We start from the raw sequence: 17,418 nt of genomic DNA, 5'->3' as shown, positions 1-17,418 counted from the left end.
AACATCGCGGCATCGCTCGCGTCGCCGCCGACTTCCTGCTCAATCTGATCGCCTACAACCTGATCCGCATTCCCAAACTGCTTGCCGTTTAGCCGCCTCGCGTCAGGGGGCCCCTAACAACAGGCTAAAAATCCAACCGCCCACCCCGCCGCTCCAACAACAACCGCCGAGAAGACGAAAACTCTCCATTTTAAGGTTTTTCAGCAGACTGCTAGACCCGTTGGAATACGCTGCGCGTGGCGGCTCTCGCCGGCCACCTCGCGAACGGCTTGGAGACTGACATGGGCGAACACCTCACACCCGTCCGTAAAGAGGCTTCATGAGGCGTAGGCTGGTGCGAGAGCGACTAGACCACGACCACAAGCCCGCACCACGCTCTAAGCTTCCACCGAAATCCAACGACTTCACGCTGCTGGATGCAATCGCAGACCCCAAGCTGTTCGCGCGTTTCTTCCCTGATCCTGAAAGCTGGATTGCGTGGCGTGCGTTCATTGCGGCCGTATTCGGCTTGCCAATGTCGAATGAAGAGCTTGCGATCTATCGGCAATGCACAGGTCGCACCGATCCGCCGTCGCAGCAGATGCGCGAGCTTGTTCTCGTCATTGGTCGGCGTGGCGGCAAAAGCCGCATCCTCGCGCTCATTGCAGTCTGGCTAGCGTGTTTCTTAAATTATCGGCAATACCTCGACGAAGGCGAGCTTGGCGTCGTCCAGGTTCTGGCTGCGGACAAGGTCCAAGCCCGCATCATCCTGAGATACACCAAAGCCTTCATCAAGAAGGTGCCGATGCTCCGGCGCATGATCGAGCGTGAGACGCAACACGGCCTCGAATTGTCCAACAGTATATCGATTGAGATCGCAACAGCCTCTTTCAGAACGGTCAGAGGCAGAACTGTTGTAGCAGCGCTATGCGATGAAATCGCGTTCTGGAATGACGAAGGCGCAAACCCGGACTCAGAGACTGTCAACGCGATCAGGCCGGGCATGGCGACGATCCCGACCTCGATGCTGCTGCTGGCCTCATCGCCCTATGCCCGCCGCGGCGTCCTCTACGACATGCATCGCCGGTATCACGGCAAAAATGATCCTCGCGTGTTGTCATGGCAGGCCGCGACTGACGTCATGAACCGCGAGATCGATCCCGCGTTCATTGCGCAGCAGTACGAGGATGATCCCGCCTCCGCTTCCGCCGAATACGGCGCTCAGTTCCGCTCCGATGTCGAAGCCTTCATTGCACGCGAAGCCGTCGAGGCCGTTACAAGCGATGAGCGTGAGCGTCCATACCTCGCCGGTTTCCGATATCACGCCTTCACGGACGCGGCTGGCGGCTCCGGACAGGATAGCTTTAGCTTGGCGATCGGCCACGTCGAGGACGGCATTTCTGTTTTGGATGTAGTTCGCGAAGTTAAGCCGCCGTTCTCACCGCGCAACGTCGTGAAGGAATACTCGGCGCTGTTAAAGTCGTATCGCATCAGCAAGGTTTTGGGCGACCGTTATGCTGGGGAGTGGCCAAGAGAGCAATTCCTCGAGCACGGCATCACGTACGAACCGAGCGCGAAGCCGAAGAGCGCGATCTACTCAGAGTTCCTTCCTCTGATGATGTCGAAGAAGTGCGACCTTCTCGACCATCCCAAGCTGCTCAACCAGCTATGCGGGCTTGAGCGACGGACAGCCCGATCGGGCAAAGACAGCATCGACCACGCTCCCAACGGTCACGATGATATCGCGAACGCAGTAGCCGGCGTGCTCACGTCTATGGGCGTGCGCAAATATCGGTTCGATGCATCATACCGGTGGGCCATCAGCGATGAGGATTTAAAGCGGCAGCGCAGCCTGAGCGCTGAGAGATTGAGCGGACTTCTAACCATGAGAGGACTCTGAACTATGACCACCAAATATGAAGTGATCGATAGATACGGCCGACACGTGCAGCGTGGCAACATCCTTGAGGATGGCGACACTTTGCGCTCCCCGCTGCGACTAACGGACGTGGTCCGGACCGGCCCAGTCGTCAGGTTCGCTGGCCACAGGCCGGGATGCCAACTTGTCGACAACGGAGCCGCAGACCGTGCTTACGAAGAGCGTAACAAGCGACTTGAAAATGCTTGGCGAGATCACGCTCCAATACCGGGTCAACAGCGGACAACGCCGCCAGTGGTGCCGGCGAACACCCCGACACCGCCGCAGAACCTTCCTAGCCACGATGCTTTGATCGCGGAACGCGATCGCCGCATCGAGGAGGCCTGGAGGAGCTGACCAAAACCGAGGTCTGTCATCGCGGCAGACCTCGCCACACAGAGTAAGGTGAAACAAACATGAAGGACTCAAAACTACCCGAGGCAGCTCTCGCGAAGGTGTTCCGCCTAAAAGACCAGGAACAGGAAGCCCTTGTGCTGAAGAACTCGACCGTTGCACGCATCTCCGATTTGGAGAACGCAATCAGTTACAATTCTTCAAATAGCGAGGATGATGGTCGGAGTGCTGTGCTGCGCCGGCAGATCGCGGCCTTGCATGTATCCCTGGAGCAGCATGACGCGCGGCATCGTCAGCTCGCTGACCTCAACCGGAGTTTGGAGCGATATCTGGAAACGCCGCTCCCGCTTCATTTAGAGCTGGCCGACGCGAAGCCGCGCAAGGTCAAACTGCAGAATGGCGAAACACACACCGCTGCCGTCGATCGCGTGCGCCGCGAAATAACAGGCCTTGTGTCGGAGCGTCTACGCGTGCAGCAGGCAGGCCCGCCGATCGAGGACATCAGGAAGCAAGCGAGAGCGTGGATAAAGCAGCGCAGCGAACAAGTGCGGCCGTCGATCACGCTCGCGGACGATGGACATTTGCGGCCTTCGCTCGCGTTTGCGGGCCTGTCAACCAGCAAAGAATTCGCCATCGAGATCAAGACCTACCTTCAGCATGCCAATGCACCGCTCCTCGACATGGCCGCCATCCTGTCTTGGTTCGATCCCAAGCGATTTGAGCAGAAGATCAGTGAACTGATCGACCAGATGCCCGAGCCCAAGCTCGCGATGAAGGCTGAAGAAAAGGCCCAACGCCTTCGCGAGATCGGCAGGGAATTGCTCGTCTGGGAGCGAGAGGAGGAAGCCCTGATCGAGGCGGCAGAGTCTGCCAATCAGCAGATCGAGCGGCGCGTTACGGCTGATCCCCGAGCCGTGTTGGGCTTGATCGTCCGCAACCTTGCTCTTGCAGCATGATCACGATCCTCGGCGGCTTTTCCGTCTTTGGGCTGTCGAGTCCGAGCGGTCGGGGTGTTGGAGCCCGACGCGGCTCGATCTTCGCGAACGTGGCTTCATCTATCGCGTTCACGGAGTGGGCTGGGAGATGGCTTGTCGTGGGCCTGACCTCAGAGTCGGCAGTCGTTGCCCGACGACGTGGCCGACACTAATTCTTGATCGTGGCCCGCGTCCCCGCGCAGGCGCGACGATCAAGCCGATTGCGGGACGCACTCCGCAATCGAAAGCCCGCCGTCGTCTCGCTATTTATCCTTCCTGTCGAGCGACGGCGGGCCTGTTTCTCGTTCCCAGAACGTCGATGATTAGCGACGATCGGTGGAACAGAGCCCTTCAACCACGAGAGGGTTTGTAACAGTCTCGCTCTGTCGGGCGGGATGGTCTCGCTCGGGAACGAGTAGGCGACTTGAGATGGCTAGATACAAACATAATGGTACAAGAACGACGCAAGCTGAGCTCTCCGTGATACCGCTGCCGGGGCTCACTGGTTTGTTATTGCCGGAGCACTACGGACACGAACTCGCACGCCTGATTGCGGCAGTGTGCAATATGGTACTTAGTGCAGCTCGGACCCAATCAAAGGCCGAGAATGATGGTCACTGCTCGATGATCGTGCAATCGCCGTGGCCGACGTTCAGAAAATGGACTCGCAGCATAAGTTGCCCCGCGCAGAAAAGCTCGGGCACGTCTTCCCCAAGATCGGCCCTTCTACTTAAACTGGTACTTGATCCAGATTGATCAAGAGGAGAGCGTACTAAATATGCTACCTTGGAACAGATAATTCACACTGCGTTCTCGCACATCTAGTCTTTTGGTGTTTTTATACCTCTCGCCTTGGCTTCGAACCGTCTTCGTGATCTGCCGGAAGTTGATCCGCCACGCGTCGCTTAATGACGATCTCAGCAGGAGAGGTCATCACATCTCTTTCCCGAAGATCATCCCTGACAACGATGCCGCGCGAGTGGTTTGTAGAAGGGGACTCTTAGACGCAGTACGCACGTCCTCCACGCGTTCGATCCGGTCGACGCACCAAATCCCGTGCGTCAGGCGGAGAACCGCCCCAGAGCGCTCCCAGCCGTCTCCAAAATTTCGGGGAAGATCAAATCGAGACCGGAATACCTAGTCTCGACCTAGCCTCAGCAGGATCAGGAATAAGGGAAAAGTTGCGCTAAACTATTGATTTTGTTGGTGAGCGCGGAGGGACTCGAACCCTCGACCCCATGATTAAAAGTCACGTGCTCTACCGCCTGAGCTACGCGCTCACTTCCTGGAGGTAACGACGTTCTAAACCGTCACCCCGTTCCAGCTCTTGTCTGACCATGATCCGCCGGAAACCGACTCCCGCCTTTCCGGATCATGCTCCAGCCCGCGCTGTGTAGGGGGCGGGGGCCGACGGGTCAATAGCGCAGAGGGCGGCAAATACGTGGTCGTGCGGGCCCGGGATTGCCCTGAGATAGCTGGCGGTTAGTCCGCTTCTTCAAGCCCGGCCGCGAAATCAATCCACGGCCGGATAGCGCCTCAGTTGGCGTCGCGGCGGATTTCCGAGGCGGCCTGCTGGGAAGGAGCGGCGATCGTGGGCATGGCGACCGGGCGCAGACCGATCAGTTCCGCGGTACGGATGGCGCTGTTGCGCCAGAACGAGAACGAGTTGATGCGCGAATTCTCGAGGATCGCGATCGCGACCGCTGCGAGGAAAGGCAGGCTCTGCAGCACCAGCACGCCGGCGAAGATGTAGATCTCGCGGACCTGCTTGAAGCCGTTGGTGGCGATGAGGACCGCGGCGCCGACCAAGAGGAGGACGCCGATCACCGCTTCCCAGAACGCCTGGAATTCGATCGACATCCGCGAAAGACCGCCCTTGGAGGTGCGGGCGAACGCCAGGTGCTCGGTGATCAGTCCCTGCGCCACGGCGCGCGACACCGTCCATTGCACGCTCATCGCCGCGATCATGGCGCCCAGCATCTGGCCGGCCTTCACCTTTACCCGCATCCGGTACAGCGCCACGAAATGCACGAGCGAGACGACGAAGGAGGCGATGATCGGCAACGTCAGGATCTTGTCGGGGATGGCGATGTCGGCAAAGGCGACGATCGGCACCCAGATCAGGTTGAGGATCGCGACCAAGACGCCGAGGCTCTCGGCGCCCAGCCAGTTCAGCCAGCCCAGCGAAAATTCCCGGCGCTGGTTGGGCGAGAGCCGGCTCGCACCGGGCAGGAAGCGCCGCCAGTGCTTTTTCACGATCTGGAAGCCGCCATAGGCCCAGCGGTGTCGCTGCTTCTTGAAGGCCTCGTAGGTGTCGGGCAGCAGGCCTTCGCCGTAGCGCTGGTTGGTGTAATGCGTCAGCCAGCCGCGCTCGATGATGGCAAGCCCGAGATCGGTGTCCTCGCAGATGGTGTCGCTGGACCAGCCGCCAGCCATGTCCATCGCGGCGCGGCGGATCAGGCACATCGTGCCATGCACGATGATCGCGTTGTGCTCATTGCGCTGGACCATGCCGATGTCGAAGAAGCCGGCATATTCGCCGTTCATGATGTAGTGCATCAGCGAGCGGTCGCCGTCGCGATGCTCCTGCGGCGCCTGCACCAGGCCGACCCGCGGGTCTGCGAAGACGGGCACGAGGTCCTTCAGCCAGTCCGGATGCACGACATAGTCGGCATCGATAATGCCGATGATCTCGGCGTCTGCCGCGGTGCGGTCCATGGCGATGCGCAAGGCGCCGGCCTTGAAGCCCTGGACCTTCTCGGCATTGATGAACTTGAAGCGCTCGCCGAGCGCGCGGCAATGATCCTGGATCGGCTGCCAGAACGCGGGATCTGGCGTGTTGTTGATGATGCAGACGCATTCGAAATTGGGGTAGTCGAGCCGGGAGACGGCATCGAGCGTCTGCTTCAGCATCTCCACCGGCTCGTAATAAGCCGGGATGTGGATTGAAACCTTGGGGAAGGTGACCTGCTCGCCAATCGTGGCGGGCGCCACCGCTGCGCTCTTCCGGATCAGGCGGTGGGGGCCGCGGCCGAAGGCGACATCGGCGATCTCCTCGATCCGCGCCATCGCGATCAGGATCAGCGGGACGAGAAGGATCAGGCCGAGCGTCATCGCGAATGCCGAGCCGAACACGAAATAGTGCCCGGCCCAATAGGCGAAGACGGTCGCAACCCAGGCGCCGACGCCATTGGCGGCAGCCGAGAGTATCAAGGCCTGCATCACCGTCGGTCGTTCCAGGCGCAGGATCGGCAGCGACATCAGGATGCCGACGAGGAGGGCGAGCAGCGCGAGCTTCCAGTAGTTCTCGTTCACGATCGGCCCGGTCCAGGCGAATTTCGGCTCGCGGGACGCATTCAGGATGCCCCAGTACGGGCCGACGCCGCCTTCGAAGAATTTCCAGGGCTGATCGATCGCCTCGACGATGTTGTAGTCCATGCCGATGGCTTCGGCGCGGGTGACGAAATTGCGCAGCACCGAGGCCTGCTCGAACGGGCCGGGCTCCGCATTCCGGAGATTGTAGCCCGCACTCGGCCAGCCGAATTCGGCGATCACGATGCGCTTGCCCGGGAACTGGTCGCGCAAGAGCTGGAACATGGCGACCGCCTGGTCGACGGCCTGTTGGGCGGTGAAGTTCTCCCAGTAGGGCAGGACGTGGGCGGCGATGAAATCGACGGAATTGGCGAGCTGCGGATTGTCACGCCAGATGTTCCAGATTTCGCCTGTGGTGACGGGGACATTGACCGATTTCTTGACACGCTTGATCATCTCGATCAGGTCGTCGATCTTCTGCTCGCCGCGGTAGATCACTTCGTTTCCGACGACGACGCCGATCACGTTGCTGTTGCGCCGGGCGAGGTTAATCGCGGCGTCGATCTCGCGCTCGTTGCGCTCGGAATTCTTGTCGATCCAGGCGCCGACCATGACCTTCAAGCCGAATTCGGCGGCGATCGGCGGAACCAGTTCAACGCCGCCCGTCGACGAGTACAGGCGGATCGCGCGCGTCATCGTCGACAGCTTCTTCAGGTCGGCGCGAATCTTTTCGGCTTGCGGGATATTGTCGACGTCGGGATGTGCGCTGCCATCGAACGGCGCATAGGAGACGCTCGGCAGCATGCCGCGGAAGTCAGGAGCCTGCTGCTTTTCCTGCAGAAGGCCCCAGAGCGCGGCATGCACGGCGGTGACAAGCAACAGAACGGCGGCGACAGCGCGCATCGCGGCTAAACCATACGGGGCTGCTATGAAAGGAGAAAGCGAACCCGTCCCCTAGGTTCGACCGACATGGCGGTAAACTGCAAGATAATCCTGCCACGCGATTCCACAACTGATATGACCGCATGGCGTTTTGAGGGCGCCACGCAGCTCAAATGACGGAAGTCGCGTTCGTTCCAAAGTCGAAGGCGGTTATTTCGCGGCCGGCGACGGCGAGGCCGTCGGCGCTGGAGAAGGTGAGGCGGCAGGTGCCGGCGCAGCGTTGCCAGCCGTGGCGGGCGGCGCTTGCGGGTTGGGCGCTGCCGCAGCGGCTGCGGCCGCCGGAGGCTGGGCGCCGGGGTTGATCCAGCAAGCGTGGATGCGGCCATCGAGGCTGCGCGGCACCTTGTCGTCGATCGTGGCGCCAAACCGGGTCAGGCAGCGGAAGGTCGCCTGCACATGGCCGCCGGGGCAGCCGAAGCGATCGTAAAGGTCAAGGTGGCGGAAGGCGGTGTCGAGGTCATCAAGCCACATCAGCCGCACCACGCGCCGGCCGAGCCAGACGCATTCCGGGTTTCCGGCCGGGCCGTTGATCGCCTGCGTGGCCTCGACGAATTCGTCGGTCTTGCGCTGATTGTCCTTGGTGACGTCGGACGGAGCGTTTCCCTGCTTCGACTGTTCCTGCGGATTCGGCGTGCCGCTTTGGGAGAAAGCGGCACCGGTACCGATCAGAAGCGCGAGGCCGGCAGTGGCGAAATGGCGCAAGACCGCGATTTTGAACTGAAGCACCCGTCCACCCATACCTTCCCCGATCGATTTCCCGCCCAACAAATCATCTCGAACGGCCATGGCGTAATGCCGTCCAAATAGGTCTCCAGTGCGGCGGAGACGCTGGCGGAATCCCATGACCGGTATTTCAGATTTTGTCCAGCAAAGTCACAACTTTATCGCAACAGCGCAAAACTGTCGCAGGACAACCTTGCTATTGCCCGACTCGTGCTCTTGGCAGACGGTGCATGACCGGCTAATCGACGGTCCCCCGGAGGATGGAACCGATTTCTCTTCGTACGCCACTGGCGCTTCTCCTGATATCGCTGGGTTTGATTGCGGCCGTGTGGTGGTGGCTCGCCACGCCGATTACGCTTGCGCGCGCGCCGATCGACCCCAATGCAAAGCTGCAATGCGTCTCCTATGCGCCGTTCCGCGATACGCAGACGCCGCTGATCCCCACCACGCACATTTCGGCCGACCAGATCGCCCAGGATCTGGCTGATCTCGCTAAGGTCACCGAGTGTGTGCGCACCTATTCGATCGAGAACGGGCTCGACCAGGTGCCGGGCCTCGCGGCGAAGGTCGGGCTGAAAGTCATCCAGGGCATCTGGCTCGGCAGCGACCGGATCAAGAACCAGACCCAGATCGCGGTCGCGGTCGGGCTCGCCAAGCAATATCCGGGTGTGATCACGGCGCTGGTCGTCGGTAACGAAGTGCTGCTGCGCGGAGAGATGACGACCGCGGATCTCGCCGCCTATGTCCGCGCAGTGAAGGCCCAGGTCCAGGTGCCCGTGACCTATGCCGATGTCTGGGAATTCTGGCTGCGCAACCGCGAGGTCTATGACGCCGTCGATTTCGTCACCATTCACATCCTGCCTTACTGGGAAGACATGCCGGTGCGGGCGAAATTCGCCGCCGCCCATGTCGATGCCATCCGCAAGCGGATGGCGGTGGCATTCCCGAACAAGGAGATCCTGATCGGGGAGACGGGCTGGCCGAGCATGGGCAGGATGCGCGAGGGGGCGCTGCCATCGCGCACCAACCAGGCGCGGATCGTCTCGGAAATCCTCGATCTCGCCAAGCGCGAGGGTTTCCGCGTCAACCTGATCGAGGCCTATGACCAGCCCTGGAAGCGCCAGCTCGAGGGTACGGTCGGCGGCTATTGGGGCCTGTTCGACTCCGTCAATCGCGTGGTGAAGTACCCGCCCGGAGTCGCCATCAGCAATTACCCGCTTTGGAAATGGTACCTGGGCGCTGGCCTTGGGCTGGGCTTCGTCACCTTCCTCGTGGCCTGGCTGGCGGTCCGGCGGCGGCCATGGACGCCGCGGGTCATGTCCTGGATCGCGGTCGGCGTCTCCGCAACCAGCGCCGGGATCCTGCTCGGGGTTGCCATCGACAAGATGATCTATGAGAGCTACGGGACCGGCGGCTGGGTGCAATGGGGGACGCTGCTTGCGGCAGCCATCCTCGCGCCGATCCTGTCGGCTCACGCGCTGATGGAGGGCAAGTCGCTGCCGACCTTCCTCGAACTGCTCGGACCGCGCCAGTACCGGCACGGCACCTTGCTCACAGCGCTGCTCGGCCTGTCGCTGATCGTGACGACCGTGATCGGGGCAGAAACCGCACTCGGCTTCACCTTCGACCCGCGCTACAAGGACTTTCCGTTCGCCTCGCTCACCATGGCGGTGGTGCCGTTTGCGCTGCTGATGCTGCTCAACCGGCCGCAGGAAGGGGTAAGGCCGATCGCGGAGGCCGTGTTCGCCGGCCTTCTGCTGGTTGCGGCCGGCTATACCTTCCTCAACGAGGGGACCGACAACTGGCAGTCGGTCTGGACCTGCGCGATATATGTGTTGCTGGCGCTTACGCTGTGGCGGGCGCGGGTCGCGCAAAGCCCAAAATGAGCAGGCCGATCGCGATCCCCGACAGCGCGACATTGTAGAGCACGATCCCGAACCCCGCCGCGATCAGCCCGCCGGTCATCAGGACGATCGACGGCCGCAGCACGTGCAGTGTCGCGATCACGAGCGCGACGATGCCGAACACCGAGTTCCGGAACAGGGTCGTCGCCAGCGCGCGCACCTTGCAGTTCATGGTCTGCAGGCCCGCATCGCAGGCGAGCGCGACAGTTGAGAATTCGATCACGAGATAGCGCACGTAAAGTGCGTAACCGACGGTGAGGAAACCGACGATCAGCAGGAACTGCACCTGATAGGGCGTAAGGCGAAACGGGGTCTTTGTCATCGCGCGAATATGGTCGCGAAAGGGGACGAGGACAAGCCGCTTCGGGCGGCATGAAAGCGAGTGAAAATGTCGCCGCAACGTCTTGCGGTCACGCCATTATTGCTCCTTGCGACCGAACATTGAGGTGATCGCCGAGACTGCGGAAGGCGGCTCCGGCTTCTTCGGCGGCTCCTCGACCACCACTGGAGCTGCCGCTCGTTTCGGTGCCGCGTGCCGGCGTGGTGCGGGCTTGTTGGGAGTCGTCGCCGTCGGCTCCGGCTCGTCCTTGAGCGTCAGGCGCTGGCCGTCGAAAACAGCGGTCTCGCAAGGGCGGTCGTTCTCGGCGAGCACCGCGCAGATTTTCGCCGCGGCCCCGGCGTCGCGCAGCGGGCCGGCAACCAGGCGAAGCTGCATGCCGAGCCCATTGGCGCCTTCCTTGATGACGATGATCGGGCGCAGGTTGAACAGTGGAGCGTTCGAGCGCGATTTCAACAGGCCTCGCCACAACGCGCGCAGCCCCGGCACCGTATTGGCGGTGCCGAGATCGACCCCGAATTCGGTACGCAGCACCTCGGCTTTCGGCGCGCCGGCGTCCTCTTTCGCTTTCTCCGCGTCACCAGCGGCAGGTGCCGCGGCGACCACCTCGGGCATGGGGCTGGCGGTGACCGTGGCAGCGGGCATGGCCGGCTCGACTTGCTTGCTCGCGGCAGGAACGGGCGGTCCGATTATCGACGCCGCGCCGACGAGCGGCATCGCGGGCAGCGACGCTGCCGCGGCATCGGCCGGGTCCGGATTGCTGGCTGGCGCGGGGGCGGCGGGCGCCGTGTTGGCAGCAACGACCGGCGGTTTCTCCACGGGCGGCTTCTCGCTCGCAGCGGCCAGTGGCTTGTCCGAAGCCAGCACCGGGGGCTTTTCGGCGGCTGGTTTCTCGGGCGCGGTTGGAGCGGGTGTCGTTGCCGCGACTGGGGCCACGACCGGAGCCGAGGCATGATGCGCTGCCGGCTCTTGCACCCACGCGGGATATGGCGAGGGGGCGGGCTGTGGTGCAGCCGCCGTGCTCTGCTTCGCGATCGTGCCGGTAACCGAATCCAGTCCTTGCTCCAGCACGGTGACGCGGGTGTAGAGCCGGTCGCGGTCGGAGTTGAGCGTCTCGATCGCGGACGCAAGCCGCCGCGCCTCGTTCTGGCTCTCCTTGGTGAGCATCTGGATCTGCTGCGCCTGCCGCGCCACCTCCGCGGCGGCACCCTGGTCGCGCCGCCACCCGAGCGAGGACTGGTTGGCGAGGACCGCGAGCGTGACGGCGCTGACCGCGGCAAGACCCCAGGAGCCGAGCCGCCACAGCGTGCGGCGGTCGAATTCGTCTTCCTCGGCAAGCAGGCCTGTAAACAAACCGCCGGTGCTTTCCGCGCCGAGATCGCCTGCCAGATTGTCAGGATCTTTGGCCAAAACCCCTTTGGCCCTCCTCAAGGCCCGCCGAATCACGCCGCAAAGATTAACAGGAAATGCGCGGGGAACCCGATCCGTAGCCAACCCGCGAGGCGAATAGGTTTCCTCTCCCGGGGAAACCAATTAAGACGGCTTGGCGCGATCCGCGGACAATATTTGAGGGTTTTGATGACTGCTCGATCCAGCCTGACGGTGGTGCTCGCGGCCGGCGAGGGCACGCGCATGCGATCCTCGCTGCCGAAGGTCCTGCATCCCGTCGCCGGACAGTCGCTGTTGTCCCATGTGCTGCGTGCCGCGCCGAATGGCACAGGCGCTTCGCTGGCGGTGGTGGTCGGGCCGGACCATCAGGCGGTCGCGGATGAGTCGCGGCGGGTCCGTTCTGACGCCAGTACCTTCGTGCAGCGCGAGCGGCTCGGCACGGCCCATGCGGTGCTGGCGGCGCGCGAGGCGATCGCTGCTGGAGCCGACGATCTCCTGATCGCGTTCGGCGACACGCCGCTGATATCGGCGGAGACCTTCGAGCGACTGCGCGCGCCGCTGAAGAATGGCGCCGCGCTCGCGGTGCTCGGCTTCCGCGCCGCCGATCCCACCGGCTACGGCCGGCTGGTGGTCGAGAACGGCAGGCTCGTTGCGATCCGCGAGCAGGCCGACGCCAGCGCCGAGGAGCGCAAGATCACGCTGTGCAATGCCGGCGTGATGGCGTTCGACGGGCGCCAGGCGCTCGGCATCCTCGATGAGATCGGCAATGCCAACGCCAAGGGCGAGTATTACCTGACCGATGCCGTCGCCATCGTACGTGAAAAAGGATTGGAGGCCGTCGTGATCGAGACCAGCGAAGACGAAGTGCGCGGCATCAACACCAAGGCGCAGCTTGCGGAAGCCGAAGCGGTGCTGCAGGCGCGGTTGCGCAAGGCTGCGATGGAGGCCGGCGTGACGCTGATCGCGCCGGAGACCGTCTATCTCGCCGCCGACACCAAATTCGGCCGTGACGTCACCATTGAGCCCTTCGTGGTGATCGGCCCCGGCGTGAGCATCGGCGATGGCGCGGTGATCCACTCCTTCTCGCACATCGTCGAGGCCACGATCGGCAACAAGGTCTCGATCGGTCCCTATGCGCGGCTGCGGCCCGGCACCTCGCTCGGCGACGGCTCGCGGATCGGCAATTTCGTGGAGACCAAGGCTGCGATCCTGGAGGAGGGCGTCAAGGTCAATCATCTCTCTTACGTTGGCGACGCCCATGTCGGCGCCAACTCCAATCTCGGTGCCGGCACCATCACGTGCAACTATGACGGCTTCCTCAAGCACAAGACCCTGATCGGCAAGGGCGCCTTCATCGGCACCAATTCCTCGCTGGTCGCGCCCGTGAAGATCGGCGCCGGCGCCTATATCGGCTCGGGCTCCGTCATCACCAAGGACGTGCCCGACGATGCGATGGCCGTCGAACGCAGCCCGCAATCCGTCCGCGAAGGCGGCGCTGCGCGCTATCGCGAGATCAAGATGAAAGCGAAGGCCGCAAAGGGAAGCTGACGCCGTAGATTGCTTGTCCCGTAAGATGGGCAGAGCGGAAGCGAAACCCATCGCTCTACCCATCCTACGATGTCGTGCTCTCTTTCGACGGAACGACGCTGTCATTCCGGGGCGATGCGATAGCATCGAACCCGGAATCCATTTCTCCCCCGCACCTGCGGCCCAATGGATTCCGGGCTCGTCCTTCGGACGCCCCGGAATGACTGCGGCGGTTTGTGGCGACAGGAAGGGGCAGGTTGGATCCGTCTGCCGCACCCGTTAATCTTCCCTTTAACACTGTCTCAATCCGCAATAATTATTGAGTTTGTTGGTACCCGCGTTTCCCGTTAAGGGAGCGTGTCGTCGGTTTGGCAAATTTTCGGCGATTTGGGGATTTTGATCCGCATGTGCGGCATTATCGGCATTCTCGGACGGGCACCGGTTGCGGAGCAGCTGGTCGATTCGCTCAAGCGACTTGAATATCGCGGCTACGATTCCGCTGGTGTCGCCACGCTGGAGGGCGACCATCTGGTGCGGCGGCGCGCGGAAGGAAAATTGAAGAACCTGGAAGCGCGTTTGCACGCCGAGCCGCTCGATGGTCACACCGGCATCGGGCATACGCGCTGGGCGACGCATGGCCGGCCGACCGAGGGCAATGCGCATCCGCATGCGACGGACAATGTCGCTGTCGTCCACAACGGCATCATCGAGAATTTTCGCGAACTGCGCCAGGAGCTCGAGAAGCACGGCGCGAAATTCTCCAGCGAAACCGACACCGAGGTCGTCGCCCATCTCGTCAACTCCTACCTCCTGAAGGGCTATTCGCCGCAGGACGCGGTGAAGGCATCGCTACCGCAGCTCCGCGGCGCGTTCGCGCTGGCGTTCCTGTTCAACGGCCACAATGACCTCCTGATCGGCGCCCGCAAAGGTTCGCCGCTCGCGGTCGGGCATGGCGACGGCGAAATGTATCTGGGATCGGACGCGATCGCGCTGGCGCCGTTCACCGATACGATCAGCTATCTCGAGGACGGCGACTGGGTGGTGCTGTCGCGCGAGGTCGGCGTGATCTATGACGAGCATGGCGCGGTCGCCAACCGCGAGGTGCTGAAGTCAGGCGCATCGGCATTCCTGGTCGATAAGGCCAACTACCGCCACTTCATGGCCAAGGAAATCCACGAGCAACCGGAAGTGGTTGGCCACACGCTCGCCCGCTATATCGACATGGCGACCGAGCGGGTCACGTTGCCGGTCAAGCTGCCGTTCGATTTCAAGGATATCCAGCGCGTCTCGATCACCGCCTGCGGCACCGCGAACTATGCGGGCTATGTCGGGAAATATTGGCTGGAGCGGTTCTCGCGCCTGCCGGTCGAGATCGATATCGCGTCCGAATTCCGCTACCGCGAGGCGCCTTTGCGGAAAGGCGATCTCGCGATCTTCATCTCGCAATCCGGCGAGACTGCCGACACGCTGGCCGCGTTGCGTTACGCGAAAGAGCAGGGCGCACATACGGTTTCGGTGGTGAACGTGCCGACCTCGACGATCGCGCGCGAGAGCGAGACCGTGCTGCAGACGCTGGCCGGTCCGGAGATCGGTGTCGCCTCGACCAAGGCCTTCACCTGCCAGCTCATGGTGCTGGCATCGCTCGCGGTCGCCGCCGGCAAGGCGCGCGGCGAACTGTCGGATGCGGACGAGGCCCGGCTCGTACACGGCCTCGTCGAGGTTCCCCGATTGATCGCGGCGGCGCTGACCACGGAGCCGCAGATCGAGAAGCTCGCGCGCGAGATCTCCAAATCGCACGATGTGCTCTATCTCGGCCGCGGCACCAGCTATCCGCTTGCGCTCGAGGGTGCGCTGAAGCTGAAGGAAATTTCCTACATCCACGCCGAGGGCTATGCCGCCGGCGAGCTCAAGCACGGGCCGATCGCGCTGATCGACGAGAACATGCCGGTCGTGGTGATCGCGCCTTTCGACAAGGTGTTCGAGAAGACGGTCTCCAACATGCAGGAAGTGGCCGCCCGCGGCGGCAACATCATCCTGATGACCGATGCCAAGGGGGCGGCGGAGGCGACCGTCGATTCCCTGGTCACGATCGTGCTACCGGACATGGCGGCGGCCTTTACGCCGATAGTCTATGCCGTTCCGGTGCAGCTCCTCGCCTATCATACCGCAGTGGTCATGGGCACGGACGTCGACCAGCCGCGCAACCTTGCGAAGTCGGTTACGGTCGAATAGCCGCAACCGCCCGGATTACGTTGGCCCTTCAAAAACCTGCTAGGATGGCTTAGCTGGGAGATTCTGGCTGCGCCCTGCGACCTGGAACCATAATGAGCCCCGAGAATCCGCCTCCGATCCCGCCCCCGGGCGAACACTCGCCAGACGGCCCGCGCGGCCTGATGGCCCGCTTTCGAAACTATTTCCTGACCGGGCTGATCGTCACGGGGCCAGTGGCGATCACCCTCTATCTGACCTGGTGGTTCGTGACCTGGGTCGACGGCCTGGTGCGACCGTTCGTGCCTTCGGCCTATCGCCCTGAAACTTACCTGCCATTCGGCGTGCCCGGTTCCGGGCTGGTCGTCGCGGTGATCGCGCTGACGCTGCTCGGTTTCCTTACCGCGAATTTGATCGGCCGGACGCTGGTCGATCTCGGCGAGCGGCTGCTGGGGCGGATTCCGGCGGTGCGCGCGATCTATCGCGGCCTCAAGCAGGTGTTCGAGACGCTGTTCTCGGGCAACGGATCGAGCTTCCGCCGCGTCGGCCTGGTCGAATTTCCCTCGCCGGGCATGTGGTCGATCGTCCTGATCTCGCAATCGCCGAGCGCGAACATCGCGGCGAGTCTGCCGGGCGAGGAGGAACATATCTCGGTGTTCCTGCCATGCTCGCCGAACCCGACCACCGGCTTTTTCTTCTACGTGCCGAAGAGCAAGATCATCGAGGTCGAGCTGAGCGCCGAGGATGCCGCGACATTGATCATGTCCGCCGGCGTCGTCCAGCCGGGCTCCGGCGATGCAAAGCGCGTCGCCGCGCTCGCCGGTGTCGCCAACGCCGCCCGCATCGCCAACTCCGCCTCCACGCTGCAGCCGAAGCCCGCGCCTGCGAAAGTGGAATAGGGCTCTCCCGATTTTGAAGGTCAGGCGAACTCGTGCTCGCCTTCGGATCGTTCTACAAGTGCGGTCTCGCAAAAACCTTCAGGATCCATCATGTCCTATACGATCGCGATCCTCGCGCCGGGTGCCATGGGCAGCGCGGTGGCGCAACGCCTGGCCGAACACGGCGCCCGCGTCCTGACTTCACTTCACGGCCGGAGCGAAGCGAGCGCCAAACGCGCGGCGGCCGCCGGCATGGTGGCGGCCGACGAGGCCGATATCGCCGCTGCCGACATCATCTTGTCGATCGTGCCGCCCGGCGAGGCGATCGCGCTGGCCGAGCAGTTGGCGGCCAATATCGCGAAACACCGAACGAGACCTGTCGTCGTCGATTGCAATGCCGTCAATGTCGAGACGGTGCAGAAAGTCGCCGACATCATCGCGGCTTCCGGCGCGCGCTTCGTCGATGGCGCGGTCATCGGCTTGCCGCCGAAACCAGGCTCAGCCGGACCGGCATTCTATGTCTCGGGCGAACATGCGCAGGACCTCGCAGTGCTCAAGCAACTCGGTCTCGACTTGCGCATCGTCGAAGGGCCGGTCGGCGCTGCTTCCGCGCTCAAGATGTCGTATGCGGGCATCAACAAGGGCCTGACGGCCGTCGGCGCCGCCATGGTGCTGGCGGCCACGCGCGCGGGCGCCGCGGACGCGTTACGCGACGAACTGGCACTCAGCCAGCCGCACATTTTGGCGCGGATCGGGAATGCGCTGCCCGATATGGTGCCGAAGGCGTATCGCTGGGTCGCCGAGATGCGCGAGATCGCCGCTTTCCTCGGCCCGGATCATCCCGCCAGTCTCGCCTATGAGGGATTCGCGCGGCTGTTCGAGCACATCGCTGCGGATGCGAGCGGCGCGGGCGAGGACGTCGCGAAGCTGCGGGCGTTCGCCGAGAGCTGCAAGGTTAAGAAGGGTTGAGGCG

General features: G+C 62.9%; 11 protein-coding genes and 1 tRNA gene. 7 read left to right on the top strand and 5 right to left on the bottom strand.

The genetic code is table 11. The features are described 5' to 3' along the window. Positions 1-319 precede the first annotated feature (319 nt). Together ACZXDY_RS13730 and ACZXDY_RS13725 are read left to right on the top strand one after the other, a co-directional pair. Positions 320-1,879, top strand: coding sequence for a hypothetical protein (locus tag ACZXDY_RS13730; protein ID WP_464345849.1), 1,560 nt, complete (start codon positions 320-322; stop codon positions 1,877-1,879). A 434-nt stretch (positions 1,880-2,313) separates the two neighbouring features. Then, positions 2,314-3,207 carry a hypothetical protein gene (locus tag ACZXDY_RS13725; RefSeq protein ID WP_464345848.1) on the top strand — a complete coding sequence of 298 codons (894 nt, stop codon included), beginning with the start codon at positions 2,314-2,316 and terminating at the stop codon, positions 3,205-3,207. A gap of 1,222 nt (positions 3,208-4,429) precedes the next feature. Here ACZXDY_RS13725 and ACZXDY_RS13720 read toward each other — a convergent pair. The 3 genes from ACZXDY_RS13720 to ACZXDY_RS13710 all read right to left on the bottom strand — a co-directional run bounded on the left by ACZXDY_RS13720 (position 4,430) and on the right by ACZXDY_RS13710 (position 8,217). Next, positions 4,430-4,505 (bottom strand) — tRNA-Lys (locus ACZXDY_RS13720). A 256-nt stretch (positions 4,506-4,761) separates the two neighbouring features. Continuing rightward, complete coding sequence (locus tag ACZXDY_RS13715; RefSeq protein ID WP_464345847.1) at positions 4,762-7,440, bottom strand: glycosyltransferase; 2,679 nt, start codon at positions 7,438-7,440, stop codon at positions 4,762-4,764. 189 nt (positions 7,441-7,629) lie between these two features. Next, positions 7,630-8,217: a hypothetical protein gene (locus ACZXDY_RS13710; protein ID WP_028165526.1), complete on the bottom strand. Its 588-nt coding sequence runs from the start codon at positions 8,215-8,217 to the stop codon at positions 7,630-7,632. A 245-nt stretch (positions 8,218-8,462) separates the two neighbouring features. Between ACZXDY_RS13710 and ACZXDY_RS13705 the strand changes: the two genes are divergently transcribed. Continuing rightward, positions 8,463-10,088: a glycoside hydrolase family 17 protein gene (locus tag ACZXDY_RS13705; protein WP_464345846.1), complete on the top strand. Its 1,626-nt coding sequence runs from the start codon at positions 8,463-8,465 to the stop codon at positions 10,086-10,088. Here the strand turns inward: ACZXDY_RS13705 and ACZXDY_RS13700 are convergent. Then, entirely contained in the window at positions 10,048-10,428 is a 381-nt protein-coding gene (locus ACZXDY_RS13700; RefSeq protein WP_028165524.1) for a hypothetical protein, read from the bottom strand. The two genes, ACZXDY_RS13705 and ACZXDY_RS13700, sit on opposite strands and share 41 nt — an antisense overlap. Positions 10,429-10,524: 96 nt before the next feature. Continuing rightward, complete coding sequence (locus ACZXDY_RS13695) at positions 10,525-11,853, bottom strand: hypothetical protein (protein WP_464345845.1); 1,329 nt, start codon at positions 11,851-11,853, stop codon at positions 10,525-10,527. Between the two features lie 168 nt (positions 11,854-12,021). Here ACZXDY_RS13695 and glmU point away from each other — a divergent pair, with 168 nt between their 5' ends. The 4 genes from glmU to ACZXDY_RS13675 all read left to right on the top strand — a co-directional run bounded on the left by glmU (position 12,022) and on the right by ACZXDY_RS13675 (position 17,414). Next, positions 12,022-13,380, top strand: a complete 1,359-nt coding sequence (gene glmU, locus ACZXDY_RS13690; protein ID WP_464345844.1) for a bifunctional UDP-N-acetylglucosamine diphosphorylase/glucosamine-1-phosphate N-acetyltransferase GlmU — start codon at positions 12,022-12,024, stop codon at positions 13,378-13,380. Positions 13,381-13,764: 384 nt separating this feature from the next. After that, the gene (glmS, locus tag ACZXDY_RS13685; protein WP_464345843.1) at positions 13,765-15,591 is read left to right on the top strand and encodes a glutamine--fructose-6-phosphate transaminase (isomerizing); all 1,827 of its coding nucleotides are present in this window, start codon (positions 13,765-13,767) and stop codon (positions 15,589-15,591) included. Positions 15,592-15,683: 92 nt separating this feature from the next. Then, a complete protein-coding gene (locus tag ACZXDY_RS13680) occupies positions 15,684-16,466 on the top strand; it encodes a DUF502 domain-containing protein (protein WP_165435607.1) in 783 nt (260 codons plus the stop codon). Between the two features lie 90 nt (positions 16,467-16,556). Then, complete coding sequence (locus ACZXDY_RS13675; RefSeq protein WP_464345842.1) at positions 16,557-17,414, top strand: DUF1932 domain-containing protein; 858 nt, start codon at positions 16,557-16,559, stop codon at positions 17,412-17,414. Positions 17,415-17,418: the final 4 nt, after the last annotated feature.

This window comes from Bradyrhizobium sp. LeoB3, assembly GCF_055456055.1.
The sequence above is the reverse complement of the archived record's forward strand: the minus strand, read 5'-3'. Positions and strand labels throughout refer to the sequence as shown.